The sequence below is a fragment of the Propioniciclava sinopodophylli genome, from assembly GCF_004324755.1.
Taxonomy (GTDB): domain Bacteria; phylum Actinomycetota; class Actinomycetes; order Propionibacteriales; family Propionibacteriaceae; genus Propioniciclava; species Propioniciclava sinopodophylli.
Window position 1 is genome coordinate 37,517 of the sequence record NZ_SDMQ01000009.1, and the last position, 16,992, is coordinate 54,508.

18 protein-coding genes are annotated in these 16,992 nt (G+C 71.9%); 13 read left to right on the forward strand and 5 right to left on the reverse strand.

All coding sequences use genetic code 11. The features are described from left to right. Positions 1-25: 25 nt before the first annotated feature. Positions 26-532, reverse strand: a complete 507-nt coding sequence (greA, locus tag ET989_RS09740) for a transcription elongation factor GreA (protein ID WP_131168390.1) — start codon at positions 530-532, stop codon at positions 26-28. 12 nt (positions 533-544) lie between these two features. Continuing rightward, positions 545-949 carry a DUF4307 domain-containing protein gene (locus ET989_RS09745; protein WP_165490112.1) on the reverse strand — a complete coding sequence of 135 codons (405 nt, stop codon included), beginning with the start codon at positions 947-949 and terminating at the stop codon, positions 545-547. A 33-nt stretch (positions 950-982) separates the two neighbouring features. Here ET989_RS09745 and mca point away from each other — a divergent pair, with 33 nt between their 5' ends. Genes mca through ET989_RS09760 form a run of 3 tightly spaced genes read left to right on the forward strand, consistent with a single transcriptional unit; the run spans position 983 to position 4,217 of the window. After that, the gene (mca, locus tag ET989_RS09750) at positions 983-1,915 is read left to right on the forward strand and encodes a mycothiol conjugate amidase Mca (RefSeq protein ID WP_206662300.1); all 933 of its coding nucleotides are present in this window, start codon (positions 983-985) and stop codon (positions 1,913-1,915) included. Beyond that, positions 1,897-2,088 (forward strand): hypothetical protein, encoded by a 192-nt coding sequence (locus tag ET989_RS09755; RefSeq protein WP_131168395.1) that lies wholly within the window; start codon positions 1,897-1,899, stop codon positions 2,086-2,088. Before mca ends, ET989_RS09755 begins: the two co-directional genes overlap by 19 nt. Beyond that, entirely contained in the window at positions 2,088-4,217 is a 2,130-nt protein-coding gene (locus ET989_RS09760) for a thioredoxin domain-containing protein (protein ID WP_131168396.1), read from the forward strand. Before ET989_RS09755 ends, ET989_RS09760 begins: the two co-directional genes overlap by 1 nt. 12 nt (positions 4,218-4,229) lie before the next feature. Here the strand turns inward: ET989_RS09760 and trhA are convergent, their stop codons facing one another. Then, positions 4,230-4,871, reverse strand: coding sequence for a PAQR family membrane homeostasis protein TrhA (gene trhA / locus ET989_RS09765; protein ID WP_241656299.1), 642 nt, complete (start codon positions 4,869-4,871; stop codon positions 4,230-4,232). Between the two features lie 129 nt (positions 4,872-5,000). Here trhA and ET989_RS09770 point away from each other — a divergent pair, with 129 nt between their 5' ends. From ET989_RS09770 to ET989_RS09780, 3 genes are read left to right on the forward strand one after another with little or no spacing between them, the layout of a single operon-like run. Then, positions 5,001-5,945: an NAD(P)-dependent oxidoreductase gene (locus tag ET989_RS09770; protein ID WP_131168399.1), complete on the forward strand. Its 945-nt coding sequence runs from the start codon at positions 5,001-5,003 to the stop codon at positions 5,943-5,945. A 10-nt stretch (positions 5,946-5,955) separates the two neighbouring features. After that, positions 5,956-6,762, forward strand: coding sequence for a polyprenyl diphosphate synthase (gene uppS / locus ET989_RS09775; RefSeq protein ID WP_131168401.1), 807 nt, complete (start codon positions 5,956-5,958; stop codon positions 6,760-6,762). 44 nt (positions 6,763-6,806) lie between these two features. Further along, a complete protein-coding gene (locus tag ET989_RS09780) occupies positions 6,807-7,109 on the forward strand; it encodes an ABC-2 transporter permease (protein ID WP_131168404.1) in 303 nt (100 codons plus the stop codon). On the opposite strand, the gene ET989_RS09785 is transcribed toward ET989_RS09780, so the two are convergent. Continuing rightward, positions 7,089-9,512, reverse strand: coding sequence for a glycoside hydrolase family 31 protein (locus tag ET989_RS09785; protein WP_131168406.1), 2,424 nt, complete (start codon positions 9,510-9,512; stop codon positions 7,089-7,091). The genes ET989_RS09780 and ET989_RS09785 overlap by 21 nt on opposite strands. A gap of 148 nt (positions 9,513-9,660) precedes the next feature. Between ET989_RS09785 and ET989_RS09790 the strand changes: the two genes are divergently transcribed. The 4 genes from ET989_RS09790 to ET989_RS09805 all read left to right on the forward strand — a co-directional run bounded on the left by ET989_RS09790 (position 9,661) and on the right by ET989_RS09805 (position 13,037). Next, complete coding sequence (locus ET989_RS09790) at positions 9,661-9,975, forward strand: lactococcin 972 family bacteriocin (protein ID WP_131168407.1); 315 nt, start codon at positions 9,661-9,663, stop codon at positions 9,973-9,975. Between the two features lie 94 nt (positions 9,976-10,069). Continuing rightward, positions 10,070-11,044, forward strand: a complete 975-nt coding sequence (locus tag ET989_RS09795) for a hypothetical protein (RefSeq protein ID WP_131168409.1) — start codon at positions 10,070-10,072, stop codon at positions 11,042-11,044. Continuing rightward, positions 11,041-12,378: a hypothetical protein gene (locus ET989_RS09800; protein ID WP_131168411.1), complete on the forward strand. Its 1,338-nt coding sequence runs from the start codon at positions 11,041-11,043 to the stop codon at positions 12,376-12,378. Before ET989_RS09795 ends, ET989_RS09800 begins: the two co-directional genes overlap by 4 nt. Then, positions 12,375-13,037, forward strand: a complete 663-nt coding sequence (locus ET989_RS09805) for an ATP-binding cassette domain-containing protein (protein WP_131168413.1) — start codon at positions 12,375-12,377, stop codon at positions 13,035-13,037. Before ET989_RS09800 ends, ET989_RS09805 begins: the two co-directional genes overlap by 4 nt. A gap of 10 nt (positions 13,038-13,047) precedes the next feature. On the opposite strand, the gene tsaA is transcribed toward ET989_RS09805, so the two are convergent. After that, positions 13,048-13,728, reverse strand: a complete 681-nt coding sequence (gene tsaA / locus ET989_RS09810; RefSeq protein WP_131168415.1) for a tRNA (N6-threonylcarbamoyladenosine(37)-N6)-methyltransferase TrmO — start codon at positions 13,726-13,728, stop codon at positions 13,048-13,050. 259 nt (positions 13,729-13,987) lie between these two features. On the opposite strand from tsaA, the gene ET989_RS09815 reads away from it, so the two are divergent. From ET989_RS09815 to ET989_RS09825, 3 genes are read left to right on the forward strand one after another with little or no spacing between them, the layout of a single operon-like run. Continuing rightward, complete coding sequence (locus tag ET989_RS09815; RefSeq protein ID WP_131168418.1) at positions 13,988-15,343, forward strand: PhoH family protein; 1,356 nt, start codon at positions 13,988-13,990, stop codon at positions 15,341-15,343. Between the two features lie 20 nt (positions 15,344-15,363). Continuing rightward, a complete protein-coding gene (locus ET989_RS09820; RefSeq protein WP_165490113.1) occupies positions 15,364-15,924 on the forward strand; it encodes a DUF4245 domain-containing protein in 561 nt (186 codons plus the stop codon). A gap of 60 nt (positions 15,925-15,984) precedes the next feature. Further along, entirely contained in the window at positions 15,985-16,905 is a 921-nt protein-coding gene (locus tag ET989_RS09825; protein WP_131168422.1) for a LysR family transcriptional regulator, read from the forward strand. Positions 16,906-16,992 lie beyond the last annotated feature (87 nt).

Sequence of the window (16,992 nt, forward strand, 5' to 3'; positions counted from 1 at the left end):
AGCTCGGGGATCTGCCCAGCGCCCGTCAGCCGGTGTAGACCGCGTAGTCCAGGACGGTGACCTCGATGGTCTTGCCGGTGGGAGCCTCGTAGGAGACCGTCTCGCCCTTCTTGGCGCCGACGACCGCGGCGCCGAGCGGCGACTGGGGGCTGAAGACCTCGACCTCGGTGTCCGTCACGCCCATGAGCTCGCGCGAGCCCAACAGGAACGTGTCGGTGTCGTCGGTGTCGCCGTCGTAGCAGATGGTCACGGTCATGCCCGGCGTGACCTCCTTGGCCGACGCGGGGGCCTCGCCGATCTGGGCGTCCCGGAGCATCGCCTCGAGCTGGCGGATGCGGGCCTCCTGCTGGCCCTGCTCCTCCCGGGCAGCGTGGTAGCCGCCGTTCTCGGAGAGGTCGCCCTCGTCTCGGGCCTGGGCGATCTTGGCCGACACAGCGCGGCGGCCCTCGCCCTTGAGTTGTTCGAGCTCAGCGGAGAGCTTGTCGAACGCCTCCTGGGTGAGCCACACGGTGGAGTGAGCTGCTTCAGACATTCGACCAGCCTATCAGCGGGGCGCGCAGGCGAGGATCTTGACCGAGGTGGGTCGCTTGAATGTGCGGATCACGATGTCGTGGTCCTCCAGCTCCTGCGTCCCGGTGCCGAGCTCGATGTCGTACTGGCCGACGGTCTCGTAGGACTCGGCCTGCGCGGCCACGGTGCAGACGGCCGGACGGGTGGGGTCGGGGCGCTGGGTGGTGACGCGCACGTCCATCGTCTGGTCGGACGTGACCGTCCACGACACGATCTTCGCGCTGATCGGCGGGTTCGCCCCCGCGAACGCCGACCACAGCAACCACGTGCCGCCGATGCCAGCCATGAGGACCGCCACCGCGATCCAGAGCCACTTCGGCGTCCGGCTGGGCGGGTAGCGGCGCGCGATGCGCTGGGCGTCGGTCTCGGATGCGGTCATGGCTGCCATTGTGCCCGTGGTTCAATGGCGCGCATGTCCCAGATTTCCCGTCGCGTGGACGCCGCGGGCGAACCACTGCGCCTCATGGCCGTGCACGCGCACCCCGACGACGAGTCGAGCAAGGGCGCCGCGACGGTGGCCAAGTACGTGGCCGAGGGCGTCCGGGTGCTCGTCGTCACCTGCACCGGCGGAGAGCGCGGCGACATCCTCAACCCGAACATGGACACCCCCGAGAACTGGGCCAACATCACCGCGCTGCGCTCGGCCGAGATGGACGCCGCCCGTGCGATCCTCGGCGTCGAGCAGCGTTGGCTGGGCTACGTCGACTCGGGCCTGCCGCAGGGCGACCCGCTCCCGCCGCTTCCGGACGGCTGCTTCGCGCTGGCCGACGTGGACGAGGCCGGCGCCGCGCTGGCCGCGATCATGCGCGACTTCCGCCCCCACGTCGTGACCACCTACGACGAGAACGGCGGCTACCCGCACCCCGACCACATCCAGAACCACAAGGTGACGATGCGCGCGGTCGACCTGGCCGCCGACGCGGACGCCGACGTCGAGGGCACCCCGTGGCCGGTCGCGAAGGTCTACTACCACATGACCTTCCACCGCGAGCGGGCTGTGGCCCTGGACGCCGCCATGCACGAGCACGGGTTGGAGTCGCCCTACCGCGAGCGCCTCGCCGACTGGCCCGAGGACCCTTCCCAGGCCGAGCGCCTCACCACCTTCGTGCCGTGCAGCGACTATTACCCCCTCCGCGACGACGCCCTGCGCGCCCACGCCACCCAGGTGGACCCGGACGGCTTCTGGTTCGCGGTGCCGCTGTCGGTGCAGCAGAAGGCCTGGCCGACCGAGGACTACCAGCTCGCGAAGTCGCGCGTGGCGACGTCCCTGCCCGAGGAGGACCTTTTCGCAGGGCTCGATGCGCATTCCCCGGATAGGGTGGACGCGTGGTTCTATTCGATCTAGGGCGCGAGCTCGCGCCCAGCTGGGCGCCTCTCGGTGCGGCCGTCATCTTGTTGGTGCTGCTGACCATCCTGTGGTTCTCGATGCGGCGCCACCTCAAGCGCGCTGCGCGGTTCTCGGAGGAGGAGGGCGTGGACATCCACGCCCCCCGCATCGACGACCGCCCGACGACCTGATGGCGAACCGCCTCGCCGAACAGACCAGCCCGTACCTGCTGCAGCACGCGGCCAACCCGGTCGACTGGTGGCCGTGGGGCGCCGAGGCCTTCGCCGAGGCACGCCGCCGCAACGTGCCGGTGCTCGTCTCGGTCGGCTACTCCGCCTGCCATTGGTGCCACGTCATGGCGCACGAGTCGTTCGAGGACCCGGCGGCGGCGGCCCTGGTGAACGAGCACTTCGTCGCGATCAAGGTCGACCGCGAGGAGCGTCCCGACGTCGACGCCGTCCACATGCGGGTCACCCAGGCGCTGACCGGGCACGGGGGCTGGCCGATGACCGTCTTCGTCACGCCCGAGGGCCAGCCCTTCTTCGCGGGCACCTACTACCCGCCGGAGCCCACGCCGGGCCTCCCGTCCTTCACCCAGGTCGTCACCGCGCTCGGCGAGGCCTGGCGCGACCGGCAGGACGAGGTGCTGGCCTCGGCGTCCGCGATCGTGGAGCAACTGGAGCAGATCAACACCCTGCCCACGGCGTCCGCCGCGCCCGTGGTGTGGGACCTGCTGGACGCCGTCAGCGCCGACTTCGACCTCCTGCACGGCGGGTTCGGCGGCGCGCCGAAGTTCCCCGCGCCGATGCTCGTGGACGCGCTGCTGGTCAAGGGCGAGGCGGGCACGCTCGACCTCGCGCAGCGCACCCTGGAGGCGATGGCGCGCGGCGGCATTCACGACCAGGTCGGTGGCGGCTTCCACCGGTACGCCGTCGACGCCGGCTGGGTCGTGCCGCACTTCGAGAAGATGCTGTACGACAACGCGCTGCTGCTGGGCTCCTACGTCCGCGGCTGGCGCCGGACGCCGCAACATGAGGCCGGCCTGCGCTGGCTCTTCGAGCGGGTCGTCCGCGGCATCGTCGGCTGGCTGGAGCGCGAGATGGTCGTCGAGGGCGGCGGCTTCGCCGCGTCGCTGGACGCCGACTCCGCCGACATCCGTGGCATGGCCCACGAGGGCATCTACTACGTGTGGAACCCCTCCCTGCTCGTCGACGCGCTCGGCGAGGAGGATGCCGACTGGGCGGGCACGGTCTTCCACGTCACCAAGGACGGCACCTTCGAGCACGGGCTGTCCACCCTGCAGCTGCGCGGGGCGCCGGACGTCGAGCGCCTCGAATCCGTCTCCCGCCGCCTGCTCGAGGTGCGCGCCAGCCGCTTCGAGCCGCCGCGCGACGGCAAGGTCGTCGCAGCCTGGAACGGCTGGGCGATCGAGTCGCTGCTGTGGGCCGGCATGGTCTTCGGCGAGCGGGAATGGATCGCGCTGGCCGAGCGGGCCGCGGACTACCTGTGGTCGACCCACTGGGTGGACGGCGCGCTGCGGCGCACCTCCCTCGACGGGGTGGTCGGGGACGCCGCGGGCGTCGCCGAGGACCACGGCGCCGTCGCGCACGCCTTCGGGCTGCTCGCGGGCGTGCTCGGTGAGCCGGTCTGGCTCGAGCGGGCGGTCGCGGTGCTGGACGCCGCGGTGGCGGCCTTCGCCGCCGACGACGGCGGCTTCTACGACGCCTCGGGTGAGGGACTCTTCACCCGCCCGCGCGACGTGCAGGACAATCCGACCCCCTCGGGCACGATGGCGCTGGTCACCGCCCTGCGCAGCGTCGGCCTGTTGGCCGGCCGCACCGACTTCACCTCGCGCGCCGACGCGGCCGCCCGGACCACGTGGGGCACGGTCGCCGCGTCGCCGCGCCACGCGTCCGCCGCGTTGACGGACCTGCTCGCTGCCGACGAGGCCCGCAAGGGTCTGCGCCCGGCCGTCGCCGTGGTGCTGGACGAGGCCGGCGATCCGCTGAACGACGCTGCCCGCGCCGCGTGGCGGATGGCCCCGGCCGGCACCGTGGTGCTGTCGGGGCGTCCGGGCACGACCGGGTTCGGCCGCTGGTTCGAGGTGGACGGCGCGGCACCGAGCGCACCGGCGACCGAGTCCAAGCTCACGCACGCGCGCATCGGTGGGTCGGGGCAGGTCGAAGTGGAGTCGGACGAGTACGACGAGCACGAGGTCGTACCGCTCGCCCAGGTCGTCCACGTGCGGCGCGGCGGGGTGTCGTTCCCGCCGGCGTCCACCGTGCAGGAGCTGCGCGCCGCGCTGTGGTCGCGCGCGTGAGGCGTCCGGCCCTCAGCGCAGGGTGATGATCGCGATCGCCGCGAAGTGGCACAGCGCCGCGACGACGGTGGCCACGTGGAACACCTCGTGGTACCCGAACCAGGCCGGGGCGGGGTCGGGGCGTTTGCGCGCGTAGACGACCGCGCCCGCGGAGTAGATCAGGCCGCCCGCGATGATCAGCGCCACGATGAGCGGGCCGCCGGCGTTCCAGAACGGGATCAGCCAGCCGACCGCCACCCAGCCCATCGCGATGTAGAGGCCGGTGTAGAGCCAGCGGGGAGCGCCCATCCAGCCGAGCTTGAACGCGATGCCGAAGGCGGCGATGGCCCAGATGAGTGTCAGCAGCACGGTGGCGTGGCCGGCGTCGAGGAGCAGCAGCGCCAGGGGAGTGTAGGTGCCGGCGATGAAGACGAAGATGTTGGCGTGGTCGAGGCGGCGCAGGAACCCGCCCATGCGCGGCGACCAGGTGCCCCGGTGGTAGATGGCCGAGGTGGCGAACAGCAGGGTGGCGCCCACGAGGTAGATCGCGATGCTGATGCGCGCGATGAGGCTGGGCGCGACCACGATCAGGATGAGGCTCGCCAGTTGCACGACCGGGGCCATGCCGAGGTGGAACCACCCGCGGAGGCGCGGCTTGGGGGGCACGTCATTCACAGTCGCCTCCTTACTTGACGAAGCGTAAGTTACGGTCACGTAGGTAAGGCTAACCCACGCTGTGGTGCGGCACAACTCACGCTCGCAGCCCCGGGGTCCGGGGTGCCGTCACGGGGTAGTTTGGGACCCGTGAAGATCCTCGCCACCACGAACGCCCCCTTCGAGTTCGAGCCCCCGGACGGGGTCGAGGTCGTCCCCGTCGACGAGCGCGAGCCCGTCCCCGCCGAGCACCTGGACGCCGACGCGGCGATCCTCGTCGGCGGCCGGACCCGGGTGGCCGACCACCTGGCCGCCGAGGCGTCCGGGCTGCGCTGGGTGCAGACGCTGGCCGCGGGGCCGGACGGGGTGCTTGCCGCCGGGTTCGGGCCCGGAGTCACCATCACCAACGGGCGCGGCCTGCACACGTACACGGTCGCCGAGACCGCGCTGGCCCTGACCCTCGCGGGGATCCTGCGCCTGCCCGGCATGCTCGCAGCCCAGCGGGAGCGCCACTGGGCCTACGAGGAGTACGGCACCTGGCGCGAGCTCCACCCGACCGGACGCCTGGGTTCGCTCATCGACACCGACGTCCTCGTGTGGGGCTTCGGGGCGATCGGCGAGCAGGTTGCCCGCCTGTTCACGGCCGTCGGCGCCCGGGTGCGCGGCATCGCGACCACGGCGGGGGAGCGTGGCGGCTTCGAAGTCTTCACCGACGCCGACCTGCCGCGCCTGCTGACGGGGACCGACGTCCTGGTGATGGTCCTGCCCCACGACGACAGCACCCATCACGCGCTCGATGCCGACCGCATGGCCCTTCTCCCGAACCACGCCTGGGTGGTCAACGTGGGCCGCGGCACCACGGTCGACAACGACGCCCTGGCCGCGGCGCTCAACGCCGGCGAGCTCGGCGGCGCGGCCCTCGACGTGGCCGATCCCGAGCCCTACCCGGCCGACGGACCCCTGTGGGGCGCCCGCAACTGCATCCTCGTCCCGCACGTCGCCGGGGGCGTCGCGCACGGAAGCGACGAGCTGATCAACGACAACCTGGCCCGGCTGGGGTCAGGCCAACCGCTGCGCAACGTCGTCCCCCGATAGGCTCGCACCCATGTCCTGGGTCGAACGAGCCCGCGAGGTGGCCGACCGGCTGCACCCCGCCGGGCTGCTCTACTCCACCTACGAGCAGCGGCTGCTCGCCGAGCTGGACCGGGACCGCCTGCCCCGCCATGTGGCCGTCCTCGCCGACGGCAACCGCCGCTGGGCCCGGCTGAACGCCCCGGGCCAGCCCTACGAAGTCGGCTACCAGGCAGGTGCCGACAAGCTGAAGCAGTTCGTCGAGTGGTGCGACGAGGTGGGCCTCGGCGTGGTGACGCTGTGGGTGCTCTCCACCGAGAACCTCGCCCGCAACGAGGACGACGTCGTCACTCTCCTCGGCGTCATCGAACGCCTGTTCGTCGACCTGGCCGAGACGGGCCGGTGGCGCCTGAAGCTGGTCGGCGACGCCACGCTCCTCCCCGAGACCATGACGGACGCCCTCCGCGCCGCCGAGTTCGACACGGCCTCGGTGGGCGGGCTCCAGATCAACGTCGCCATCGCCTACGGCGGGCGCCACGAGCTGCGGGACGCCGTGCGCAAGCTCCTGGCCGAGGAGGCGCGACGCGGCGCCAGCATCGAGGACGTCGCGGCCAGCCTCGACATCGACGACATCGCCGAGCACCTCTACACCGCGGGCGACCCGGACCCCGACCTCATCATCCGCACCTCGGGTGAGCAGCGGATGTCGGGGTTCCTGATGTGGCAGTCCGCGCACAGTGAGTTCTACTTCTGCGAGGCACTGTGGCCCGATTTCCGGCGCGTCGATTTCCTCCGCGCCCTGCGTGACTACGCCTCCCGCGAGCGCCGCTACGGGCGCTGACCCCCCTCGAGGCGGACGCCGAGGCCCCGCAGCAGGACCCGGATGTGCGCCTGCAGGCTGGCCGCCGTGTCGGGCGCACCGCGTCCGACCACCAGCTCACGTCGACCGGGGGGACCTATCCGCCCGAGCTGCTGCCGCCGTTCTTCGCGTGGATCGGCCACCTCATGCCGATGACCTACACCATCGACGCGTTCCGGATCGCCATCTCCGGCGGACCGCTCGACCGGTTGGTGGCCGACCTGGCCCTCATGGGCGTGTTGTTCGCCTCAAGTCTCGGCCTGCTCGTGGCCGTGATCCACCGCCGCCGCCGCTTCCGTCCGAGCGACCTACGGCCCGGGCTCGGCTGACGTCGACGACGCCTCGGCGGCGAGGTCGGCCAACAGCAGCTCGCCCACGACGTCCCTGATGTCGTCTGCGATCGGGAGGCTCGCCAGCCCCGCCACGCGGGCCACCCGGCCGGGGTTGGCCTCGAGGAACTCCCACAGGGCGTGCTTGTCGATGTAGCCCACCTGCAGGTCGTGGACGAGCGCGAACAATCGTTCGTCCAGGCGCTGGTCGGACGCCGAGCGGAGCGCGAGGTCGAAGGACGCCCCGACGGCCGGGTCCACGACGCCCAGGTCGACGGTCACGGTGCCGGTCGCGTTGTCGTAGGTGGTCCTCGCCTCCGACGCCGCGCCTGTGCCGGAGGGGGCCAGGCCCGTCACCGACACCCGCCAGCGGCGGAGGTCCGGCAGCACCGAGGCGTCGCCCACCACAGGGTCGATCGCGAACGTCCCGTCGGCCTGGTTCCACGACAGCCGCGTGCGGCAGGCGGCGGGCTCGCCGCCGTCGTCGTCCTCGTAGAGCACGAACTCGCCGTCGGCGCCGGCGAACACCCGGACGTGCAGGGCGGCGGGGTTGGCCACCGACAGGTCGTCGCCGTCGACGAGCGGCACGATCGTGCCCGATCGGGCCAGCACCGGGTAGGTCTCCAGGGGCCGGCGGAACGTGACGAAGCGGCCGCCGGTGTAGCGCAGCCCCGAGTACCAGTCGTGCCAGGTGCCCTCGGGCAGCCACGTCGTGACCGAGGCCCGCCGCGTCCGCCGGTCGGCCGGGGTCGTCAGGGGAGCCACCAGCAGGCCGGTGCCGAACAGGAACGCGCCCGAGCCCGGCAGCACCGACTCCGGCCGCGGGTCGGCGTGGTAGACGGGCCGCACGAGCGGCTCGGCGAGGCGATGGGCGCGCTCGTTCATCGTGTGCAGGTACGGCAGGAGGCGGTGCCGCAGGCGGAGCGCGTCCGCCATGACGGCCCGGGCCTCGGCTCCGAACTTCCACGGCTCCTTGCCCTGGAACGGGCTGGAGGTGGAGTGCAGCCGGTTGATCGGCGACCACGTGCCCAACTGGAACCAGCGGGCGACCATCTCGTCGTCCCGCTCGCCGAACATGTGCCCGCCGATGTCGTGGCTCCACCAGCCGTAGCCGATGTTGGCCGCTGTCGCGGTGAACCACGGCTGGAAGTGCAGCGACTCCCACGTGGTGACCGTGTCGCCGGAGAAGCCGATGGGGTAGCGGTGCGACCCCGGTCCGGCGTACCGGCTGAACGTGATCGGACGCCGCCCGTCGCGTCCGCTGTCCAGGAAGTGCAGGTGGTTGAGCAGCCACAGGGGGTCCAGGCCGGGGATCGACGAGGCGCCGCCCTGCTGCCAGTCGACCCACCAGAAGTCGACGCCCTGGGCCTCCAGCGGGTGCAGGACCTCCTCGAAGTAGGCCTGCATGAAGGTTGGGGAGGCCACGTCGAAGCGGATCGGCTCGCCGGCGTCGGGGTCGAGTCCCAGGCGGCGCGCGAGGCGCGGGTAGGCGTCCTCGAACGAGCGGACTCCGTCGGCTGGGTGGAGGTTGAGCGAGACCGTGAGGCCGCGGGCGTGCAGGGCGGCCAGGAACGCCTCCGGGTCGCCGATGAGGTCGGTGTTCCAGGAGAAGCCGGTCCAGCCCGAGCCGTGGCGTGGGTCGATGTCGACCCAGTGCCAGTCCATGTCGATGACCGCGACGGAGAACGGCAGGCCCTCGTCGGCGAACCGGTCCATGAGGGCGACGTACTCGCCGGAGGTGTAGGGGTGGTAGCGCGACCACCAGTTGCCCAGCGCCCAGCGGGGCAGCAGCGGCGTGGGGCCGGTGAGGGCGTGGAAGTCGCGCAGCGCGGCGGGCGCGTCGTAGCCGTGCACGAACAGGTAGAGGTCGACCTCGCCCTCGCGCGGGGTGGGCCAGCCGTCGTCGTCCAGCGCGAGCGAGCCGGAGTCGTCCAGGGTCGCGAACCCGAAGGCGCTGACCAACCCCTTCTCCAGCGGGACGGCGCCGTCGGCCTCGTCGAGGGTGCGGGCCGTGCCGCCGAGGTTGCCGACGTGCCAGCCGGCCTCGCGCTCCTGCACGGTCTCGGGGTCGCCGTAGTGCCACACGCTGCGCCAGTCGCGGACGCCGGGCTGGCGGACCTGCAGGCCGCCGGGGGAGAAGCGCCGGCCGTCCCAGGACAGCTGCAGGCCCCGCGTGGACAGCTGGAGCGCGTCGCCGTCGTGGGACACCTCGTACGGCACCGCGGGGAGGTCGCGGTTCCACACCACCTGGGTCGCCCGGTCCTCGAACTGGCCGTCATCGGACCACTCCAGCCGCAGCAGCCGTTCGGTGAGCACCGTGATGCGCCAGGTGGGGCCGACCAGCACCTGGGCCGGGTCGGTGAAGGGCGTGGTGGTCGGGCGGAAGCGCTCGGGCAGGGCCATGGCCCCACGGTAGCCGTCGTTCTTTGGTACGACGTCTCTTGGCCGGAGCGCCTCGACTTTCGACGGAACCTGCCCCGCGCCCGTTCCGCGCCGGGCGCCGCTGTCCCTAACCTGAGCTCGTCCCTACCCCCCAACAACAGGAGACACCATGAAGGGAAGCACCATCCGCACAGGAGCGGCCATCGCCGCCGCGACCGCCATCCTCGCCGGCGGCGCGGCCGCCGGCGCCCAAGCAGCCACCGCCACCGTGGGTGGCGGCACGTGGAGCTACGGCTCCTACCTGCAGATCTGGCCGCCGAAGACCTGCTACTCCGACTACAAGCACAACTCGGCCTACCACTCCTCGACGGCCATGATCTCCCGCGCGTACGACACCGACTACGCGAATGCCGGGTACTGGTCGCGCGCCTCCTCGTGGGCAGGTGCCGCGTACACCTGCTACACGTACTGGAACAAGCCCTGATCCCGTCCGCGACCGCCCCCCGCTGCCCGGCACCCCCGTCGTGCCGGGCAGCGGGTCGCCCGGCGAGGGAGGATGACGTGGACGGAAGCAGCCGATGAGGGCGGCGCTCGCCCTCCTGTTGGTGTTCGTCTTCTGCGGTGTGCCGCTGTCGCAGGTGGCCGACGCGGTTCCCGCGCGGGTCCAGCGCGACATCGCCGCCGCACGGGCGCTCGGGGCCGCGTTCGAGTGGCCCTCCGACGAGCGGGCCGCCGATCCGACGTTCGCCGTGGAGGTGCTCGCCGAGGCTGCTCAAGCGGTCGGGGCGTCCGTGCTGCGCACGTCCGTGTCCACCGGCACCGACGGCCGCTCGCGCATCACGCACTATGTGCTGAGCACGGGCGGGACGTCCCTGTACCGGACCCTGCCGCTGGTGGAGGGCCGCTGGCCGACCGACGCGGAGAGCAGGCACCTCGGCGTCGTCGTCTCCACCGAGGACACCACCTCGGCTCGCATCGGACGGCTGCAGGTGCTGGCCGATGGGTACGCGCTGACGGTCGCACCGATGGCACAGGCGTACGAGTCGCTGCCGGTCGCCGGCACCTACGTCCTGGAGGGGGCCGATCGGGCCACCCTCGACGGGTTCCTCGCACGGGTCGGGGAGAGGCTCGCGTCCCGGGGGGCACCCCCGGCCGTGCCGACCGAGCGGGCGTCGTCGGGTGCCGCCGATGGGTCGGGGTCGTTGCTCCGCTTCCTGCCCGTGCCCCTGCTCCTCATCGCCGTGGTCGTGTCGGCCGCCGTCCTGCTCAGGGCGGGCAAGCGCATCGGCGTCCTGCGCCTGCTCGGATTCTCCGGTGCTCGGGTGTGGTTCCGCGTGGTCGGTGCCGTCCAGGCCGTCGCGACCCTCGTCGGGGTCGTTGCGGCCGCCGCCCTGATCGGCCTCACCCCCGGGGTCGACGCGGAGTTCGTCCGTGCCGTCGTCCAGGCCCTGCTCGTCACGGTCGCCGTCAGCCTGACCACCAGTCTCGCCGTGGGTGCGGTGGTCATCGACCGCGTCCGCATCACCGACCTCGTCAAGGGAGGACTCTCGTGACCACCTTCGCCCCGCCGCGCCCCGCGGCCGTCCGCCCCCCGCGCCAGCGACGCGGGCTCGCCCTGCTGTCCGTCCTGGCCAAGGGCCTGTGTGGGGCGGTTCTCGCACTCCTGCTGGTGGTGGCCTGGCACCAACTCGAGGAGGGGCGCGCCCGGGAGGCTCGGGCCGCTCGGTGGGCCGATGCCACCACCTACGCCGTGTTCTACCCGCAGCAGGTCGGCCTCGACGAGCAGGAGGTCTCGGGCGGCGGCCACGCCACGAAGATCGCTGAGGCGCGCGACCTGTACCCCGTTCTGGACGAGGCCGGTGCGCTCTTCGTCGACGCGCAGAACCACGAGCCGGGCATCCCGGACGACCCGCCGGTACCCGTGTGGCCCATGCGGGTGAACGACAACTACCTGGAGCGGTACCCGATCCTCGACGTGGCCGGGCAACCGGTCCGGGTCGGGGACGACGAGGCCGACTGGGTCGTCCTGGTCCCGGAGACCCATCGGGGGGACGAGGCGTCCATCACGGAGTTCTTCACCCGGTCGCGCGTGGGTGGCCCCGACTTCCAGGGGGCCGTCCAGGGCCAGGAGATGATGCTGCGCGAGCCCGTTCCCGACGGACTGCGCGCCCAGTCCGTCCGCATCGTCTGGACCCGGGCGGGTCAGGACGTCTTCACGTTCAACAGCCAGGTCAACGCGGACGGTGGCAACACGGTGCGGGACCCGATCATCGAGGTGCTCACGCCGGCCAACAGCTTGACCATCGACCGGATGAACGCCATCCGCGGCCACCTCAACTCGCCCCTGAAGGTGCGTGTCGACGGCGATCCTGCAGGCACGCTGGCCCGACTCCAGCCACTCCTGCGGCAGTTGCACCTCGATGACAACCTGCAGAACCTCGTGACGGGCAACGAGGCCATGCTCATGGAACTGGACGAGTTGCGGCGCATGACGACGACCACGCTGCTCGCTGCCGCGGCGGCCCTCGGTGTGATGCTGGCCTTCAGCGCGGCCCTCGTCCTTGTGCTGGGGGACGCACTGCGCCAGCGCATCACCGTGCGACGGCTGCACGGGTTCTCCTTCGTCCGCACGTATCGCGAACTCCTCGCGGCCATGGCGGCGACGTGGCTCGGCCAACTCGCCCTGGCGGGCCTGCTGATGGGAGCGGCCCTGGCCCTGCCCCGCGCCACCTTCGCCCCACCTCCCCCTCCCCTCCTCGAGGAGCTCGGACGCCTGGTGGCCATCATGGGAATTGTCGCAGCCGTGGAGGTCGCCTTCGTGGCGGCCGTGGTCATCCTCAACGAACGACGCAACACCGCCACCCGACTGAAGGAGCTCCAGGCATGACCGTCCACTGTGAACTGCGCGGGGTGTCGAAGTCGTTCGGCGCCAAGGAGGTCCTGCGGGACCTTGACCTGGCCGTGGCGGCAGGGGAGATGGTGGCCATCACCGGGCCCAGTGGGTCCGGCAAGACCACCATCCTCAATCTCCTGGGACTGCTCGAGGCCCCGGACGCCGGCGAGGTGCGCCTGCTGGGGGCACCGGCACCCCAGCCGCGGAGCCGGGGGGCGCAGCAGTACCTGCGCCACCACCTCGGCTACCTGTTCCAGAACTTCGCCCTGGTCGATGCCGACACGGTGCAGCAGAATCTCGACCTGGCGCTGACCTACGCCCCGCGCGCGGGGGACCGATCCGCGCAGGTGGACGCCGCCCTGCGCTTCGTGGGGCTGAACGGGGCCCAGGGACGCCGCGTGGCCACCCTGTCAGGAGGGGAGCAGCAGCGCGTGGCGATCGCCCGCCTGCTGCTCAAGCCGTGCGAGATCGTCCTGGCCGACGAGCCGACGGGTTCCCTGGACGCCGACAACCGTGACATCGTGCTCACCCTGCTGCGGGACATGAACAGGGCGGGCAAGACGATCGTGGTGGTCACCCACGACCCCGTCGTCGTCGCCGCGTGTGACCGGGCCGTGACCCTGTCGGCGCCCGCCACGCTCGCCGGGGTCTGATCGGCAGGCGTCAGCCGAGCGGGTGGACCTCCACGACGTGCAGGACGCCGCGAGCCACCCGGAACCGCACGTTCAGCCCGGCGAACTCCACCCCGTGGACGCGCTCGGGGTCACGCCCGACCGCCGGGCGGGGGTCCTGGGCCAGCACGCCGACCAGCGCGGCGAGCTTGTCGGCCGGCACCAGCACGGCCAGGGTGTCCGGCAGGTCGACCTCCACGCCGTAGTCGGCGTTGGTCGCCGTGAAGCCCAGCGTCGCGTCGGCGTGCACGTCGGCGGCGACGTAGGGCTTGATGTCGTAGATCGGCGTGCCGTCCATGAGGTCGGCGCCACCGACCAGCAGCTCGGGCGCACCCGCGGCGTCCGACTCGACCGCCAGCAACCGCACCGACGACAGGCCCAGCCCGTTCGGGCGGAACGGCGAGCGCGACGCGAACACGCCCACGCGGACGTCCCCGCCCAGCCGCGGCGGCCGGACGACCGGCGACCAGCCGTCGCGCTCCACGCCCGAGAACCCCCACACCAGCCACAGGTGGGAGAAGCCGTCGATGCCGCGGACGGCGTCCGGGGTGCGGAACTCCGGCACGAACACGATCCGGGCGACGAGCTCGGGCACCAGCCCCGCCTGCCGCGGGATGCCGAACTTCGCGGGGAAGTCCGTGCGCGCGTGCGCGACGGGGCGGATCTCGGTCATGTGAGGCATTCTGCCAAGCCAGCCTGGTGCCGCCACCAGGAAACGCCCGACCGCGGGGGCCGGGGTGAACATTGCCTGAACTCTCGCGTGTCAGCGCCGATCCGCGCGGCGTCCGACCTAGATTCGGGCTCAGGACACCTCCGCAGGTGCCCTCGAGAGGACTCCAATGAGACTTCTTCCCCTTTCACGGGACGCCCTCGGCTGAACCACCACGGACAGGCCGGGTGAGCTTCATTCGGCCCTGACGCAAAGGACCGACGTGACCGACCTCGCCACCGACGCCCAGACCGGCACCCCGAGCAGCACCGCGACGAGCACGCCCACCCAGCTCCGGACCTACGTCATCGACACCTCGGTGCTCTTGTCCGACCCGAACGCCCTGTTGTTCTTCGCCGAACACGAGGTCGTCGTGCCGCTGGTGGTCGTCACCGAGCTGGAGGGCAAGCGCCACCACCCCGAGCTGGGCTTCTTCGCCCGCAAGGCGCTCCGGTTCCTGGACGACCTGCGCGTCACCTACGGGCGCCTGGATGCCCCCGTCCGCGTCAACGACCACGGCGGTGTCGTGCACGTCGAACTGAACCACACCGACGTCGAACGGCTGCCCGCGGGCTTCCGGCTCGGCGACAACGACTCCCGCATCCTCGCCGTGGCGGTGAACTTCGCCCACGGGGGCCGCGACGTCGTGCTCGTCACCAAGGACCTGCCGCTGCGCGTCAAGGCCGCCGCCGTCGGGTTGGCCGCCGAGGAGTACCGCCACGAGCTGCCGCCCGATTCGGGCTGGACGGGCATGGGCTCGCTCGAACTCGCCCCCGAGCAGATGGACGAGCTGTACGACCAGGGCCACACCAGCGCCGTCGAAGCGGTCGACCTGCCGATCCACACCGGCGTGGTCGTCCGCGGAGGCGGCTCAACGGCGCTCGCGCGCGTCCACCCGGACAAGACGCTGCACCTGGTCAAGACCGACCGGGACGCCTTCGGTCTCCACGGCCGCTCCGCCGAGCAGCGCATCGCGCTCGACCTGCTGCTCGACCCGAGCGTCGGCATCGTCAGCCTCGGCGGCAAGGCCGGCACCGGCAAGTCGGCCCTCGCGCTGGCGTCCGGTCTGGAGGCCGTCATGGAGCGGCGGCAGCACGACCGCGTCATCGTCTTTCGGCCGCTGTACGCCGTGGGCGGCCAGGAGCTCGGCTTCCTGCCCGGCACCGAGCACGAGAAGATGTCGCCCTGGGGCCAGGCGGTTTACGACACGCTCGGCTCGGTCGTCCACAAGAACGTGATGGACGAGATCGTGGCGCGGGACGTCATCGAGGTGCTGCCGTTGACCCACATCCGCGGACGCAGCCTGCACAACGCATTCGTGATCGTCGACGAGGCGCAGAGCCTCGAGCGCAACGTGCTGCTGACCGTGCTGAGCCGGATCGGTCAGAACTCCAAGGTCGTCCTGACCCACGACGTCGCCCAGCGCGACAACCTGCGGGTCGGACGCCACGACGGCATCGCGGCGGTCGTGGAGAAGCTCAAGGGCAATCCGCTGTTCGGCCACGTGACCCTCACGCGGTCGGAGCGCTCGCCCATCGCCGCTCTCGTCACCGACATGCTGGAGGACATCAGCTTCTGAGGCATGGGATGATGGCACGCATGGCTTCCTCCACCACGGCGCGACGCAATGCCACGGTCCTGCACATGTTGGTGGCGATGGCGGTGCTGTTCATCCCCGTCATCCTGATCACCCAGCTGTTCACGCGGAACCCCGAGCCGCCGGTCACGGCCATCGACTGGCAGCCCGTCGCGCAGCAGGCGGCGTCCGAGAGCGAGTACGAAGTGCTCGCCCCGGCCAGCCTGCCCGCGGGGTGGATCGCCACGCGTGCCCGCTTCATCCCGACCGGCCAGCCGGTGTTCGGCGGCGACCCGGCGGTGGGGGACACCTTCCAGCTCGGCTTCCTCAGCCCCGAGCAGCGCTACGTCGGCCTCGACCAGCGCGACGTCGCCCCCGAGCAGCTCGTCGCGACGGTGACCCGCAACGGGCGCCCCGACGGCACCATCGAGGCCCAGGGCCGCACTTGGGAGCGGATGGTCTCCGACGACGGCCGGACGCGGTCGCTCGTCTCCACGCGGGAGGGCGCCGTCACGATCGTGTCCGGTGACCTGCCCTACGAGGCGCTGGGCGCCTTCGCCACGACCCTGGAGCCCGTCGGTTGACCCATCCCCGCGCCCGCCGGGGGTTGTGCAGCGGTCCGCAGACGTGACACAGTGGCTGGGGTGTTTGATGTGAAGCGCCTCCACGTGCTGGCGGCCCTGGCGGCCGAGGGCACGATGACGGCTGCCGCGGCGCGCCTGCACCTGTCCACCTCGGCGGTCAGCCAGCAGGTGGCCCAGTTGGAGCGCGAGGCCGGGTTGCCGCTGCTGGAGCGGGTCGGCCGGCGCGTCCGGCTCACCGAGGCGGGGCGCACGCTGGTGGAGCACCACCGGCACATCGCCGCCGCGCTGGAGGAGGCCGAGACCAGCCTGGCCCGGTTCCACACCGACGTGCACGGCACCGTGACGATCAGCACGTTCCCCAGCTTCTGCAGCACGATCCTGCCCCGGGCGCTGATGGCGCTGCGTGCCAGCTACCCGCAACTCACCACGATCGTGCGCGACCGCGAACCGGTCGAGAGCGTCGCGCAACTGCGGTCGGGCGAGATCGACGTCGCCGTCGTCGACGACCTCCACGCGGTGTCGTTCGAGGGGATCGTCAGCACCGTGCTGGCCAGCGACGAGATCGTGCTGTGCCTGCCCGCCGACTACCGGCCCGTGCCCGGCGACCAGGTCGACCTGGCCACCGTCGCGGGCGAACGGTGGATCCTCGAGACCGAGGGCAGCGCCTTCGAGGTGTTCACCCGACGGTTGTGCACCGAGGCGGGCTTCGAGCCCGACGTGGTCGCGCACTGCGGCAACCTGGTCGCGCTGCTGGGGTTGGTGCGCGCCGGGTTCGGGCTCACGTTCATCAGCGAGCTCAACCTGGGCCGGGCGACCGAGGACCTGATGGTCCGCCGCCTGGAGCCCACGCCGCGCCGCGAGGTGTTGTTGCTCACCCGGCAGAGCGCGCTCAGCCCCGCCGTGCGCGCGGTCGCCAAGGAACTGCGGGCCGCGACGCGCGCCCGGTATGCGGGTGTGGGCCGCAACCCGATCGGGCACTGACACCGCCCGCCGTGGGTCCTTAAGCGGAACTGAACAGGGCGTGGAGTTTCTCGCGATGGACGCGGGGGCTGCTGGCGGCTTACCGTA